Source organism: Bradyrhizobium betae, from assembly GCF_050632175.1.
In the GTDB taxonomy this organism is placed as follows: domain Bacteria; phylum Pseudomonadota; class Alphaproteobacteria; order Rhizobiales; family Xanthobacteraceae; genus Bradyrhizobium; species Bradyrhizobium betae_B.
In genome coordinates this window covers 290,821-304,962 of the sequence record NZ_CP192576.1, presented here as the reverse complement: position 1 = coordinate 304,962, position 14,142 = coordinate 290,821, and the positions used below count along the sequence as shown (strand labels likewise).

Here is a 14,142-nt window from a genome sequence, read left to right as displayed (position 1 = left end):
GATCAGAGCCGCCCGCTGTTGACAAGAAGGTCCGCGTCAGCCACGCGGGGCGTCGTCAAGATCAGGCGCGGACGGTCCCAAAAAGGTGAGTCAGAAGCTGAGCGAAGAGCTGCCGCGACAGGTGAATCCGCCGGTCAGCGCCCGCGCGCTGCTGTCCCACCGTGCTTTCCTGCTCTTCGTGCTCTCGCGCAGCCTGTCGCGCTTCTCCAGCCAGATCGCCGCGGTTGCGATCGGCTGGCAGATCTACGACCTCACCGGCTCGGCCTTCGACCTCGGCATGGTCGGCCTCGTGCAGTTCCTGCCCACGGCGCTGCTGGTGTTCGTCGCCGGCCACGCCGCCGACCGTTTCGAGCGCAAGCGCGTGGTCCAGCTCTGCCAGCTCGTGGAAGCTGCGACCGCGCTGTATCTCGGTGTCATCACCTATCTCGGCGCGGTCAGCGAAGTGCAGATCTTCATCGCGACCTTCGTGCTCGGCATTGCCGGCGCCTTCGAGAGCCCGACCACCGCGGCGCTGCTGCCGGCGATCGCGCCGCAAGGATCGCTCCAGCGCGCGACCGCCGTATCCAGCGGCGCGGCGCAGGTCGCGACCATTACGGGCCCCGCGCTCGGCGGTTTCGCCTATGCGATCGCGCCGCATCTCGCCTATGCCGTGATGCTGCTGTTCTGGATATTCGGGATGATCCTGACCGGCTTCATCCGCCCGCGCCCGCAGGCGGTGGCCAAGGAAGGGACGGACGCCGATAACATCTATGCCGGCGTCCGCTTCATCCGCAGCAATCCGGCGATTCTCGGCACCATCTCGCTCGATTTGTTCGCGGTGCTGTTCGGCGGCGTCACCGCGCTGCTGCCGATCTATGCCCGCGACATTCTCCAGACCGGCCCGATGGGGCTTGGCATCCTGCGCGCGGCGCCGGCGGTCGGTGCGCTGCTGATGACGGTGGTGCTGGCGCGTCACGCCATCTCGCGTCACGTCGGCCTGCGCATGTTCCAGGCCGTGATCGTGTTCGGCCTCGCCACGATCGTGTTCGCGCTGTCGTCCTGGATGTGGCTGTCGGTGCTCTCGCTCGCGATTTTGGGCGCCGCCGACACGATCAGCGTCGTGATCCGTTTTTCGCTGGTTCAGCTTGCGACGCCCGACGAGATGCGCGGCCGCGTCGGCGCGGTGAACTTTCTGTTCATCAACGCCTCCAACCAGCTCGGCCAGTTCGAGAGCGGCGTGGCCGCCGCGCTGCTTGGTGCGATGCCAGCCGCCGTGCTCGGCGGCGTCGCGACCGTCGCGGTGGCGCTGCTGTGGATGAAGCTGTTTCCCAGCCTGCGGCAGGTGGAGAGTCTGGAGTAGGGCTCCGCTCTCTCCCCGTCATTGCGAGCGCAGCGAAGCAATCCAGAATCTCGCCGCGTTTGGCCGTCTGGATTGCCTCGCTGCGCTCGCAATGACGATTGTGGAGGCAGTACGGGGATTTACGTCACGTCACCCCGGCGGCCGGCAACTGCAGGCGTCGTCTTGACGCCTACTGTGCATGGGGTTGTTTTCGCAGTTTTTGTTCAGCCCCGTCCGACGAACGGCATCTTCGTCGCCATGACCGTCATGGTCAGCACGTTGGCGTCGAGCGGCAGGCCGGCCATATAGGCGACGGCATCGCCGACCGCTTTCGCGTCCATGCGCGGCTCGTGCTTCATCGTGCCGTCGGGCTGCATCACGCCGGGACCGGCGACCATGCGGTCGGTCATCGGCGTCGCAGCGTTGCCGATATCGACCTGCCCGACCGCGATGTCGTACATGCGCCCGTCGAGGTTGGAGGCCTTGGTGAGGCCGGTGATGGCGTGCTTGGTCGAGGTGTATGCCGCCGAGAACGGCCGCGGCGCATGCGCCGAGATCGAGCCGTTGTTGATGATGCGGCCGCCGCGCGGGCTCTGATCCTTCATGATGCGGAAGGCGTGCTGGGTGCACAGGAACGGGCCGGTGAGGTTGGTGTTCACCACCGCCTGCCACTGTTCGAGGCTGAGATCCTCGAAGTTCACCGGCGGGGCACCCATGCCGGCATTGTTGAACAGCACGTCGAGCCGGCCGTAGGTCGCCTTCACCTTGTCGAACAGGGCGGCGATGGAGTCCGGCTTGGTCATGTCGGCGGTGACGCACAGGCTCTTGCCTGCGAGACCGAGCTTGGCGGTCTCCTCGAGCATGTCGAGCCGGCGTCCCACGAGCACCACGGTGAAGCCGGTGTTCATCAGCGCCAGCGATGCCGCGCGCCCGACACCGGTGCCTGCGCCCGTCACCACTGCGATCTTGTTTGCTTCACTCATCGTTTCCTGCCTTTTCTCTTGAGCTGTCAGGTTTTCGGTTCTTTTTCGTTCTTGTAGGGCGGCCGCGGGATGTTCTGATGCGCCGCGCGCAGCGCCGCCGACCAGCGCGAGCGCAGATCGTGGAAATAGGGCTCGCCGGCCTCGATGCGGTGGTTGAGATCGGCATCGCAGGCGTCGGCCCGCACCACCAGCACGTCGATCGGCAGGCCGACGCCGAGATTGGAGCGCATGGTGGAGTCCATCGAGATCAGGCCGGTCTTCAGCGCCTCGTAGAGCTCGACGTCGTAATGCATGGCGCGGTCGAGCACCGGCTTGCCGTATTTGTGCTCTCCGATCTGCAGGTAAGGCGTGTCGGTCGTGCACTCGATGAAATTGCCCGCCGTGTAGACCATGAACAGGCGCATCCGCGCGCCCTTGATCTGGCCGCCGAACAGGAAGGAGACGTCGAACGAGACGTCCTCGGACTTCAGCGCCGGCCCTTCAGTCGCATGCACGGCCCGGATCGCCCGACCGATGCGCTGGGCGGCCTGGAACATGGTCGGCGCGTTCATCAGCGTCTCGATGTCGCCGGTGGTGGGGTCTTCCAGGCCCTCGGTGAGGGTGGAGAGCACCGACTGGCTGATGGCGAGGTTGCCGGCACTGGCGATCGCCATGATGCGGTCGCCGGGCTTGGAGAAGATGTGCAGCTTGCGGAAGGTCGAGACGTTGTCGAGGCCGGCATTGGTGCGGGTGTCGGCGATCATCACCAGACCGTCCCGAACCAGGATTCCGCAACAATAGGTCATTTCCGATCCCCGAACGCGTTTGCGCGGAATTACTAGCCAATTTCAGGGGGCATGTAACCCCCTGTTCCCAAGGGGAGCCATGTATCCGCTGGAAGGGGCCTCAGTCCGCGGCATCGACGAGAAATGCCTCGTCGACCGGAACGCCCAGCGCGGTGACCAGCCGGTTCGTCTCCGCGGCCATGCCGACGATGGCGAGCATCTCGCCATATTCGGCCTCGGTCATGCCCTTCGCCCGTGCGCCCGCGGTGTGCGAGTGGATGCAGTAGCTGCAGCCATGCGCCACCGAGACCGCGACATAGATCATTTCCTTGATCTTGGGATCGAGCGCCCCAGGCGCCATCACCTGCTTGATGCTCTCCCAGGTCCGCCGCAACGTCTTCGGATCGTGCGCCAGCGCGCGCCAGAAATTGTTGACGAAGTCCGACTGCCGCACCTTGCGGATGTCGTCGAAAACGGCGCGCGCTTCAGCGGAGAGCTCGTCGTCCGAAAGCAGTTTTACGGTCGCCATGGGGTCCTCGCAGGGTCTGATCTGACCCTGCGATCATAGCACGGCTGATCCGGTCAGCCGGCAGAGTCTCGTGACGAATGCGGCCGTGCTCAAGTCTGCCGCTGTGATTGCGATTGCGATTGCCCACCGCGGCCGGCCTGCTCGACCTTGACGGCGACCGTCAGCGTCTCCGTGCCGCCGCCATAGCGGGTGCCGCGCACAGGGGCCGCGCCGAGATAATCGAGCCCGATCGCGACGCGGACATGGGCGTCGGTGGTGCAGATGCTGTTGGCGGGATCGAAGCCGACCCAGCCCAGGTCGGGAACGTAGGCCTCCGCCCAGGCATGGCCGGCGTCCTGATGCACCGTGCCGTCGGCGCGCAGGAAATGGCCGGAGACGAAGCGCGCCGGCACGCCCCCGCTGCGAGCGCAGGCGATGAAGATATGCGCGTAGTCCTGGCAGACGCCGCGCTTGAGCGTAAACGCTTCGGCCGCCGAGGTGCCGCTGTTGGTCGGATCCTCGTCGAAGGTCATGTGGTCGCCGATCTCCGTCATCAGCGTGTGCAGAAAGCCGAGCGTGTCGCTCTCGGCTTCGCTGCGCAACTGGCGCGCGACCGCCGCCATCGCCAGATTGACCTCGGTCAGTTCGGTCGTGCGCAGGAACATGTCGGCCGGGAAGCGTTCGTCGGCGCCGCGCAGCACACCGCCGGTGTCATGGGTCTCGATCAGGCCCTCGGCGATGATCTTGATGTCGCCGACGGGGCCGCAGGACAGCACGTGGGTGACGTTGCCGAATGCGTCCTCATGGGTATCGAGCTTGGTATCGGTGGAGACGTCGATCTGCCACTCCGCCACATATTGCCCGTCATGGCTGCACGGTGTCATGCGCAGGATCTGGATCACGCTGGTGGCCGGCGGCTCGTAGCGATAGGTCGTGGTGTGCTGGATTCTGCAGGCGCATGGGGATCCGTTGTTCTGGCGTCGCCATTCCGGGCTCGCCCTGCGGGCGCCCCGGAATAGAGGCAGTATCAGATCAAATACTGCTTCGTGATGATTTCGCCCAGCCTGGAATTGTCCGCGATGAATTCCTGAATGAATTCATGCACGCCATGCTGGAAAATGTCGTTCATATTGCTGTGTTCGAGCCGGTTGCGGATGCCGCGGGCGTGGCGCTGGGCCGGGCCCTGGCGGCCATAGGCGACGCCGATCTGGTCGAGATTGCGCACGAGGTTGCCGTAGCAGCTCGCCAGCGATCGCGGCAGCGTGTCGTTGAGGATGAGCAGGTCCGCGATCAGCCAGGGTTTCAGCGTCTCGCGATAGACCCAGTGATAGGCCGTCAGCGCCGAGACCGAGCGCAGGATCGAGGTCCACTGGTAGAAATCGAGCGGGCCGCCGACATGCTCCTCTTCGGGCAACAGCACGTGGTACTTCACGTCGAGAATGCGCGCGGTGTTGTCGGCGCGCTCGAGATGCAGGCCCATCCGGGAGAACCAGTAGGCGTCGTTGCGCAGCATGGTCCGGTAGGCCGATCCGTCGAAGCGCAGCGAGGTCTCCTGCACGAAGCGCAGGAATTTGGCGAGCTCCTCGCGCGTCGAGGCACCCTTGCTCCAGACCTCCTGCAACTCGATCCAGGCCGAATTGATGGTGTCCCACATCTCGCTGGTGAGGGCGGTGCGCACCGAGCGCGAGTTCAGCCGCGCCGCCTCGATGCAGTTCCGGATCGAGGACGGGTTGTTCGGCGAGAACGAGAGGTATTCGACGACGTTGTGCTCGTTGGCTTCCTCATATTGCTGATAGAAGCTCGCGGCGACGCCGGCGGTCAGCAGCGCCGAGTCCCATTCGTTGGTCTTGCCGATATAGGTGGCGGGCAGCGCGGTGACGCGCAAAGTCGCATCGATGGTGCGCGCGAGATATTCGGCCCGTTCGACGTAGCGGGCGAGCCAGTAGAGGTTTTCGGCGGTACGCGACAGCATCTGACTACTCGTCCAGGATCCAGGTGTCTTTGGTGCCGCCGCCCTGGCTGGAATTCACCACCAGAGAGCCCTCCTTCAGCGCAACACGTGTCAGTCCACCGGGCACGATCGTCGTGGTCTTGCTGCCCGTAAGCACGAAGGGCCGCAGATCGACGTGCCGCGGCGCGAGACCGGACGCGGTGCAGGTCGGGCAGGTCGACAGCGCCAGCGTCGGCTGTGCGATGAAGCCTTCCGGCTCGCGCTTGAGCTTTTCCCGGAACGCCTCGATGGTCGCCTTCGTCGCGGCTGGTCCGATCAGCATGCCGTAGCCGCCGGAGCCGTGCACTTCCTTGACGACGAGCTCGTTCAGATTGTCCAGCACATAGGCGAGATCCTTCGGCTCACGGCAGCGCCAGGTCGGCACGTTCTTCAGGATCGGCTCCTCGCCGAGATAGAACTTCACGATATCGGGCATGTAGGAGTAAATCGCCTTGTCGTCGGCGATGCCGGTGCCGACGGCGTTGGCGAGCGTGATGTTGCCGGCCGCATAGGCCGACATCAGCCCGGGCACACCGAGCACGGAGTCGGGGCGGAAGGTGAGGGGATCGATGAAATCGTCGTCGACGCGGCGGTAGATCACGTCGACCCGTTTCAGCCCCTCGGTCGTCCGCATGAACACTTCGTTGTTCTTGATGATGAGGTCGCGTCCCTCGACCAGCTCGATGCCGAGCTTGTCGGCGAGGAAGGAGTGCTCGTAATAGGCCGAGTTGTAGACGCCCGGCGTGAGCAGCGCGACCGTCGGCTCGCCGGAGGCGCCCTGCGGGGCGACCGAGCGAAGCGCGGAGAGCAGCTCGTCCGGATAACGCTCGACCGGCGCCACCCTGTGGCGGGCGAACAGATCCGGAAACAGCCGCATCATGATCTCGCGGTTTTCCAGCATGTAGGACACGCCGGACGGCGTGCGCGCGTTGTCCTCCAGCACGATGAAGTCCTCGGCGTCGACCCGGACGATGTCGATGCCGGCGATGTGCACGTAGACGTCGTGCGGCACCTGCTGGCCGTTCATCTCCGGGCGGAACACCGGATTCTGGAAGATCAGGTCGTCGGGCACGATCCCGGCACGCAGGATATCGCGGCCGTGATAGATGTCGCGCAGGAACATGTTGAGCGCTTTCACGCGCTGCTTCAGGCCCTTTTCCAGCACCCCCATTCCTTGCCGGACATGATCCGCGGGATCACGTCGAAGGGAATCAGGCGCTCGGTGGATTCGGAATCGCCATAGACGGCAAAGGTGATCCCGATGCGGCGGAACAGGAGCTCGGCTTCCTGGCGGCGATATTCAAGCGCCTCGGGAGGCGTCTCCTTGAGCCAGCGCGCCAGCTCCTGATAGGCGGGGCGAAGGTCCCCGCCGGGAATGTTCATTTCGTCAAACGCGACTGCCATAGATCCCGACTGTCTCCCTGGCCATGCCTGACAGTGCATGACTTACCCGGGTGGTAGCAAGGGCCGGGCCAGCGCGATAAGCATGGACTGGCAACATTTACCGGGGACGATCGGCGGCTTGCCTGAAAAAATGGCTGAGGACTGCTTATTTCGGCAGCAAAACCGCGTGACTTCAACGCGTTACCTCGGCAAAGTCGGGCCGACAGGTGAGGGACTTAAGGCATGAGCGAGATCGTCACGGCAGGCATTCTGGTCATCGGGGATGAAATCCTGTCCGGCCGGACCAAGGACAAGAATATCGGCTTCATCGCCGAATACCTGACCAATATCGGCATCGACCTCAAGGAAGTCCGGGTCGTTTCCGACGACGAGGCTGACATCATCGCCGCGTTGGATGCGCTGCGGCATCGCTACACCTATGTCTTCACCACCGGCGGCATCGGGCCGACCCATGACGACATCACCGCCGACAGCGTCGCCAAGGCCTTCGGCGTCGGCATCGACCACCATCCGGAAGTAGTCGCCCGCTTTAAGGAGCGCTGGAGCGAGCAGGACCTCAACGAGGCCCGGCTGCGCATGGCCCGCATTCCCGACGGCGCCGAGCTGATCCAGAGCGCCACCATCCTCGCCCCCGGCTTCAAGATCGGCAATGTCATCGTGATGGCCGGCGTGCCGTCGATCATGCAGGCGATGATGGACATCGTCTCGCCCAAGCTGAAATCCGGCGTGCGCATGCTGTCCGAATCGGTTCGCGCCAACGCGCGGGAGGGCGACATCGGCAGCCCGCTGCGGGAAATCGCCGCCGCCCATCCCGACACCATCATCGGCAGTTATCCCTTCATGGACGAGGAGCAGAAGCCCAACACCAATCTGGTGGTGCGCTCGCGCGATGCCGACAAGCTCGCAGCGGCAATGGCCGCGGTGAAGGACATGCTGGCGGGATTGAACATCACCCGGTAGCTGCCGGCGGACGAAGCAGGAGACGACGATGGCTGGTGAAGCACCGGAACTGAGTGCGCAGGAGCGGGCCGGCAAGGCCTTCCCGGTCTCGTGGGACCAGTTCCACAGGGATTGCCGGGCGCTGACCTGGCGCCTCAACGAAGTCGGCCCGTTCCACGCGGTGATCGCGATCACCCGCGGCGGCCTGGTGCCGGCTGCGATCGTGGCGCGCGAGCTCGGAGTGCGTGTGATCGACACGGTCTGCATCGCCAGCTACGACCACGATAAGCAGGGGGAGCTCCAGGTCCTCAAGGGCATCTCGGAAGCAGCGATGAAGCTCGGCGGCGGCACCGGCAAGGGCCTCCTGATTGTCGACGACCTCGTCGACACCGGCAAGACCGGCAGGCTGGTCCGCAAGATGCTGCCCGATGCGCATTTCGCCACCGTCTACGCCAAGCCGATGGGGCGTCCGCTGGTCGACACCTTCATCACGGAAGTGTCGCAGGACACGTGGATATTCTTCCCGTGGGACACCGCGCTGTCCTACCACCCGCCGCTCCGCGACGGCGCGGCGTGATTCCCGCCGTCATTGCGAGCGAAGCGAAGCAATCCAGAAATGTATCCGCGGACATAGTCTGGATTGCTTCGCTCCGCTCGCAATGATGAGTGGAGGCAGCCATGCCCCTGCAAAACCGCGTCACGCCGACCGGCGACATCATCGCCACGCCGCATCGCGGCCTGTTCACCGGCAATCGCGGGATCATCCATGATCCCGCGACGAAGACGCTGCTGAAGAAGCGCTGGTCATCGCCGGCATGGATCACCTGCCTGTGTGAATTTCGCGGTTGGCGGAGGCCGGTGATGGCGCGGCGGAGCTGGACCGAGCTGTTCTTCCTCGACGAAGCCACGGCCTTGGCGGCGGGACATCGGCCCTGCTTCTTCTGCCGCCGCGACGATGCCAAGCGGTTTCGCGCGGCGTGGGAAGCGGCGAATGGTGCGCGTAACGTGACCGCAAGGGCGATGGATGCCCAACTTCATCTGGAGCGGCTCGATCATGGGAGCAAGCGCTTGCATGCGCTGCCGATGCCGCTCGCGGAATTGCCCGACGGCGCGATGGTGCAGCAGGACGACGACTGCTTCCTGGCCGCACAGGGCGAGGCGCTGCTGTGGTCACCCCAGGGCTACGTCCCGCATGCACGCGCCCTCGATCGCCCGATGTTGCTGACGCCGCCATCCACGCTGCGCGCGATTATCGCCGGATATCAGCCGGTGCTGCATCCTACCGCGCGCAGCTAGCGCAGCGGCTTGCCCTCTTCATCCACGGTGGTTCGGGCATCGCGCAGCGCCCATTCGCGGATCACCTGGCGGCAACGGGTCAACTCGGCTTCGCTCGCGGCGCTGGCATCCTTCGCTGCGCGCGCGACCATCGCCTTGCAGTTCGAGAGCACGGAGCGATCCTCCGCGCGCACGGGCAGCGTGATCGCCGCGAAAGCCGCGACGACGAGCATCGAACGAACCACCGCCATCATCCCAGCTTCTCGCGCGCCAGCGCCGCGCCGGCGCCGAGCGCCATCAGCTTGGCTTCGGCGATGTCGCGGCGCATCGGCGCCATGCCGCAATTGGTGGTGGCGATGATGTTGCTCTTCGGCACGAACTTCGACACTGCGTCGATCACCTTGACGACGTCCTCGGCGGTCTCGACTTCGTCGCTGGCAACGTCAATTACGCCGGCCTGCACGATCTTGTTCTTCAGAAGCGCGAGCAGATCGAGCGGGACCTTCGAGTTGCGGCACTCGATTGCGACCTGCTGGATCGGGCTCGCGTCGATTGCCGGGAAGATCTGCTCGTACTGCCGCCACTGGCTGCCCAACGTCTCTTTCCAGTCGGTGTTGGCCTTGATGCCGTAGCCGTAGCAGATGTGCACGGCAGTGGTGCAGGTGAGTCCCTCTGCGGCTCGCTCCAGCGCCTTGATGCCCCAATCGTTGACTTCGTCCATGTAGACGTTGAAGGCGGGCTCGTCGAACTGCACCAGATCGACGCCGTCGGCCTGCAGCGCCTTGGCCTCCTCGTTCAATAGCTCGGCGAAAGCAAACGCCATCTTGACGCGGTCGCCGTAATAACTGTCGGAGATGGTGTCGATGATGGTCATCGGGCCGGGCAGGGTGAATTTCAGTTTCTTCTTCGTATGCGTGCGGGCGACGCGCGCTTCCTCGGCGTGGACGCGGCCCTTCAACCGCAGCGGCGCGACCACCTGCGGCACCATTGCCTTGTAGCGGTCCTTGCGGATGCCCATCTCGACCTTGTGGGCGAAATCGATGCCCTCGACCTTCTCCAGGAACCCGTGCACGAAATGCTGGCGGGCCTGTTCGCCCTCGGTGACGATATCGATGCCGGCGTCCTCCTGGATCTTCACCGCCAACATGGTCGCATCGCGCTTGGCGCGCAGAAGCGCGTCGCCCTCAGATTTCCAGGGCGCCCACAGCATGTTGGGCTCGGCGAGCCATTCCGGCTTCGGCAGGGAGCCGGCGATCGTGGTTGGAAACAGCATGGCGCGGCCCTCCCGGCAGGTTGTGTTGCGCCCCCTCTTGCCATGTCTTAACGTCGAGGTACAGAACAACAAAAGTCGCTCGCCATTCCGGTGACGCAAGCAGGGAAGGCCCAAGGGAGGCCGGAGGAAAAGGTCATGATCGACCTCTATTACGCGCCGACGCCGAACGGCTGGAAAATCTCGATCATGCTGGAGGAACTCGGGCTCCCTTACAGCGTGAAGCCCGTCAATATCCGTGCCGGTGAGCAGTTCAGCCCGGAGTTTCTGGCGATCTCCCCGAACAACCGTATTCCCGCGATCGTCGATCACGCGCCGGCCGACGGCGGCGGACCGTTCCCGGTGTTCGAGACCGGCGCGATCCTGATCTATCTCGCGGAGAAGACCGGCCGCTTCCTGCCCAATGATTTGCGCGGACGATCCACCACCATCCAGTGGGTGATGTGGCAGATGGCCGGCCTTGGTCCCATGCTCGGCCAGCACGGCCATTTCGCGCTCTATGCGGCCGAGAAGATTCCCTACGCGATCGAGCGCTATCGCGACGAAGCCGCGCGGCTCTATGGCGTGCTCGACCGTCAATTGGCCAGGACCGGCGCCTATGTGGCCGGCGACTATTCCATCGCCGACATCGCCTGTTTCCCCTGGACCATGACCCACAAGGCGCAAGGTTTTACGCTCGACGACTATCCGAACGTCAAGCGCTGGTATGCTGAGGTGCGCGCCAGGCCCCAGGTACAGGCAGGACTTGCGATCGGGAAATTCATCAAGGAGTCGTTCGACGAAGAATCACGCAAGATCATGTTCGGCCAGCGTGCGAAGGAAGTACTGGGAAAGAAGTGACGGCCACCGCTCTCTCCCCGTCATTGCGAGGAGCGAAGCGACGAAGCAATCCAGACTGGTTCCGCGGAAAGATTCTGGATTGCTTCGCTTCGCTCGCAATGACGGAGGAGAGAGCGTGCCGGATACAAACAAAGGAAACGCCATGATCGAATTCTTCTTCGACTGTTCCAGCCCCTGGACCTATCTCGCCTTCCACAACATCCAGCCGCTGGCGAAGGAGGTCGGCGTCGAGATCATTTGGCGGCCGATCCTGGTCGGCGGCATCTTCAACACGGTCAATCCGAGCGTCTACGCGCAGCGCGAGACGCCGGTGCCGCTGAAGGCGCGCTACATGAAGAAGGACCTTGCGGACTGGGCGCGCTCGGCTGGGCTGTCGATCAAGATGCCGCCGACCGTATTCCCGGTGAACAGCGTCAAGGCCATGCGCGGCTGCATCTGGCTGGGTAATGACATGGTGCCGTTCGCGACATCAGTATTCGAGACCTATTGGGGCGGCGACAAGGACATCTCGCAGGACGCGGTGCTGGCCGAGATCTGCAGGAAGGTCGGGATCGACGAGCAGAAGTTCTTCGCGGGCATTTCGGAGCAGGCGATCAAGGATCAGCTCAAGGCCAACACCGAAGAGGTCGTCGCGCGCGGCGGGTTCGGCTCGCCGACGATCTTCGTGGGCAAGACCGACATGTACTTTGGCAACGACCGGCTGCCGCTGATCCGCGAGGCGCTGCTGCGCAGCAAGGCGAGCGCCGCCTGATGGTGCGGGCTGTCGTCTGCCGCGCGCTCGGCGCGCCCGAAACTTTGCGCTTGGAGGAGTTTCCGTCGCGCGCCCTGAAACCGGGCGAGGTGCGTGTCGCGATCCGTTCCGCCGGGCTGAATTTTCCTGATGTGCTGATGGCCGCCGGGGAATACCAGCTCAAGCCGGAGCTGCCGTTCACGCCCGGCATGGAGGCCGCCGGTGACGTGACCGAGGTGGGCGCGGAGGCGAGCGGCGTTGCCGTCGGCGACAAGGTCATCGTCAAGATGCGCCATGGCGCCTTCACCGATGAAGCGGTGGTGACATCGGGCCAGCTCACGCCGATGCCGTCGACGTTCGATTATGCGGAGGCCGCAACCTACCTCGCCGGCCATGGCACCGCCTATCATGCGCTGATCGATCGCGGCCGAGTCGAGCCCGGCGAGGTTCTGCTCGTGCACGGCGCTGGCGGCGGCGTCGGCCTTGCCGCCGTCGAACTCGGCAAGATGCTGGGCGCGACCGTGATCGCGACGGCCTCCAGCGACGAGAAACTTGCGATCGCGAAAGCGCGGGGCGCCGATCACCTGATCCGCTACGATCGCGAGCCGTTCCGCGACGCCGTCAAGCGCATCACCGATGGCCGTGGCGCGGACGTCGTGTTCGATCCCGTCGGCGGCGAGGTGTTCGAGAACTCGATGCGCTGCATCGCTTGGGGCGCGCGGCTGCTGGTGATCGGCTTCACCGGCGGCATCGGCTCGGCGAAGACCAATCTCTTGCTGATCAAGGGCGCCAGCGTGCTCGGCGTGCGCGCGGGCGAGGCCGTGCGGAAAAATCCTGCGCTCGGTGACGTGCGCCTGAAGGCGCTGCTGCAATGGGCGGAGGAGGGCAAGCTGCGCCCCAACGTCTCGCACCGCCTGCCGCTTAAGGAATACGCGCAGGCGATGCGGCTGTTGCTGGACCGCAAGGCGATCGGGCGCGTGGCGCTGGTGATGGAGTGAAGGTGCTGTAGGGTGGGCAAAGGCGCTTTTGCGCCGTGCCCACCATCTCTCTCGGTCAGGAAAATGCGTGGGCACGCTTCGCTTTGCCCACCCTACGAGAGCCTCACTTGTATTCCCGCTCCGTCCACCACGGAAAATAATCCGGCATATCGCTCGTCACCTTGTCCTTGAACTGCGCCGGCCGCTTCTCCAGGAACGACACCACGCCTTCCTTCACATCCTCGGACCGGCCGCGGGCATAGATGCCGCGGCTGTCGACCTTGTGGGCTTCCATGGGATCGTCGGCACCCATCATGCGCCACATCATCTGGCGGATTAGCGCGACCGACACCGGCGCGGTTTTGGCCGCGAACTCCTTGGCGAGCGCGCGGGCGGTCGGCAGCAGATCATCGGGGGCGACGACCCTGCTGACGAGACGGCCGGCGAGGGCTTCCTGCGCCGGGAAGACGCGGCCCGAGTAGCACCATTCCAGCGCCTGCGAGATGCCGACGATGCGCGGCAGGAACCAGCTCGACGCAGCCTCCGGCACGATGCCGCGCTGGGAGAATACGAAGCCGAAGCGCGCGGCGTCGGACGCAATGCGGATGTCCATGGCGAGCTGCATGGTGACACCGATTCCGACGGCGGGACCGTTTACCGCGGCGATCACCGGCTTCAGGCATTTGAAGATGCGCAACGTCACCTGGCCGCCGCCGTCGCGAACCTGCGGATCGCTGTAGTCGACCTTGCCGTCGGCGAAGCGCTTCACCGGGCCGCGCCGTGCGTCGCGATCGAAGGTGTCGGCGCCCGACGAGAGATCGGCGCCCGCGCAAAAACCGCGGCCGGCGCCGGTGACGATGATGGCGCGGACGTTGTCGTCCTTGTCGGCGGCGTCGAACGCCTCGATCAGCTCGGCCTGCATCTGCGCGTTGAAGGCGTTGAGCTTGTCGGGCCGGTTCAGCGTGATGGTGAGGATCTGCTCGGCGACCTCGTATTTGATCGTCTCATACGCCATGGTGGTTTCCTTCCTTCTTGAACGCAGTCTTGAATAGACGTCATGCATGCGCGCCACTGTCCGTCTTGCGCGGACTGGGCATGTCTTCTTTCCTGACTAACCAAACGACAATGGCCGGAGCAAGCCCCG

15 protein-coding genes and 1 pseudogene are annotated in these 14,142 nt (G+C 64.6%); 7 read left to right on the top strand and 9 right to left on the bottom strand.

Features of this window, described 5'->3' with window-relative positions; all coding sequences use genetic code 11:
* The first annotated feature begins 85 nt into the window (after nucleotides 1-85).
* Nucleotides 86-1,339 (top strand): MFS transporter, encoded by a 1,254-nt coding sequence (locus ACQ86E_RS01610; RefSeq protein ID WP_431203918.1) that lies wholly within the window; start codon nucleotides 86-88, stop codon nucleotides 1,337-1,339.
* Nucleotides 1,340-1,542: 203 nt separating this feature from the next.
* Here the strand turns inward: ACQ86E_RS01610 and ACQ86E_RS01605 are convergent, their stop codons facing one another.
* From ACQ86E_RS01605 to ACQ86E_RS01580, 6 genes and pseudogenes are all read right to left on the bottom strand, one after another.
* Complete coding sequence (locus tag ACQ86E_RS01605) at nucleotides 1,543-2,301, bottom strand: SDR family oxidoreductase (RefSeq protein ID WP_431203917.1); 759 nt, start codon at nucleotides 2,299-2,301, stop codon at nucleotides 1,543-1,545.
* Nucleotides 2,302-2,327: 26 nt separating this feature from the next.
* Nucleotides 2,328-3,086 carry a peptidase gene (locus ACQ86E_RS01600; protein WP_431203916.1) on the bottom strand — a complete coding sequence of 253 codons (759 nt, stop codon included), beginning with the start codon at nucleotides 3,084-3,086 and terminating at the stop codon, nucleotides 2,328-2,330.
* 100 nt (nucleotides 3,087-3,186) lie between these two features.
* Nucleotides 3,187-3,594, bottom strand: a complete 408-nt coding sequence (locus tag ACQ86E_RS01595; RefSeq protein ID WP_431203915.1) for a carboxymuconolactone decarboxylase family protein — start codon at nucleotides 3,592-3,594, stop codon at nucleotides 3,187-3,189.
* 89 nt (nucleotides 3,595-3,683) lie between these two features.
* On the bottom strand, nucleotides 3,684-4,520 hold the full coding sequence (locus ACQ86E_RS01590; protein WP_431206368.1) for a transglutaminase family protein: 837 nt from the start codon (nucleotides 4,518-4,520) through the stop codon (nucleotides 3,684-3,686).
* 80 nt (nucleotides 4,521-4,600) lie between these two features.
* Entirely contained in the window at nucleotides 4,601-5,545 is a 945-nt protein-coding gene (locus ACQ86E_RS01585; protein ID WP_431203914.1) for an alpha-E domain-containing protein, read from the bottom strand.
* A gap of 4 nt (nucleotides 5,546-5,549) precedes the next feature.
* Nucleotides 5,550-6,967 (bottom strand): annotated as a pseudogene (locus ACQ86E_RS01580) (circularly permuted type 2 ATP-grasp protein).
* A gap of 222 nt (nucleotides 6,968-7,189) precedes the next feature.
* Here ACQ86E_RS01580 and ACQ86E_RS01575 point away from each other — a divergent pair.
* From ACQ86E_RS01575 to ACQ86E_RS01565, 3 genes are all read left to right on the top strand, one after another.
* Nucleotides 7,190-7,927 carry a competence/damage-inducible protein A gene (locus ACQ86E_RS01575; RefSeq protein ID WP_151649467.1) on the top strand — a complete coding sequence of 246 codons (738 nt, stop codon included), beginning with the start codon at nucleotides 7,190-7,192 and terminating at the stop codon, nucleotides 7,925-7,927.
* Between the two features lie 28 nt (nucleotides 7,928-7,955).
* Entirely contained in the window at nucleotides 7,956-8,483 is a 528-nt protein-coding gene (gene gpt / locus ACQ86E_RS01570; protein ID WP_431203913.1) for a xanthine phosphoribosyltransferase, read from the top strand.
* A 101-nt stretch (nucleotides 8,484-8,584) separates the two neighbouring features.
* A complete protein-coding gene (locus ACQ86E_RS01565) occupies nucleotides 8,585-9,202 on the top strand; it encodes a hypothetical protein (protein WP_431203912.1) in 618 nt (205 codons plus the stop codon).
* Here the strand turns inward: ACQ86E_RS01565 and ACQ86E_RS01560 are convergent.
* Nucleotides 9,199-9,435, bottom strand: coding sequence for a hypothetical protein (locus ACQ86E_RS01560; RefSeq protein ID WP_431203911.1), 237 nt, complete (start codon nucleotides 9,433-9,435; stop codon nucleotides 9,199-9,201). The genes ACQ86E_RS01565 and ACQ86E_RS01560 overlap by 4 nt on opposite strands.
* Nucleotides 9,432-10,454 carry a methionine synthase gene (locus ACQ86E_RS01555; RefSeq protein ID WP_431203910.1) on the bottom strand — a complete coding sequence of 341 codons (1,023 nt, stop codon included), beginning with the start codon at nucleotides 10,452-10,454 and terminating at the stop codon, nucleotides 9,432-9,434. The genes ACQ86E_RS01560 and ACQ86E_RS01555 overlap by 4 nt, the downstream gene beginning before the upstream one ends.
* A gap of 135 nt (nucleotides 10,455-10,589) precedes the next feature.
* Here ACQ86E_RS01555 and ACQ86E_RS01550 point away from each other — a divergent pair, with 135 nt between their 5' ends.
* From ACQ86E_RS01550 to ACQ86E_RS01540, 3 genes are all read left to right on the top strand, one after another.
* Complete coding sequence (locus ACQ86E_RS01550; RefSeq protein WP_431203909.1) at nucleotides 10,590-11,291, top strand: glutathione S-transferase N-terminal domain-containing protein; 702 nt, start codon at nucleotides 10,590-10,592, stop codon at nucleotides 11,289-11,291.
* Nucleotides 11,292-11,433: 142 nt separating this feature from the next.
* Nucleotides 11,434-12,042, top strand: coding sequence for a 2-hydroxychromene-2-carboxylate isomerase (locus ACQ86E_RS01545; RefSeq protein ID WP_431203908.1), 609 nt, complete (start codon nucleotides 11,434-11,436; stop codon nucleotides 12,040-12,042).
* Entirely contained in the window at nucleotides 12,042-13,019 is a 978-nt protein-coding gene (locus tag ACQ86E_RS01540) for an NADPH:quinone oxidoreductase family protein (RefSeq protein ID WP_431203907.1), read from the top strand. The genes ACQ86E_RS01545 and ACQ86E_RS01540 overlap by 1 nt, the downstream gene beginning before the upstream one ends.
* Before the next feature lie 103 nt (nucleotides 13,020-13,122).
* Here ACQ86E_RS01540 and ACQ86E_RS01535 read toward each other — a convergent pair whose 3' ends face one another.
* The gene (locus ACQ86E_RS01535) at nucleotides 13,123-14,013 is read right to left on the bottom strand and encodes a crotonase/enoyl-CoA hydratase family protein (protein ID WP_431203906.1); all 891 of its coding nucleotides are present in this window, start codon (nucleotides 14,011-14,013) and stop codon (nucleotides 13,123-13,125) included.
* Nucleotides 14,014-14,142: the final 129 nt, after the last annotated feature.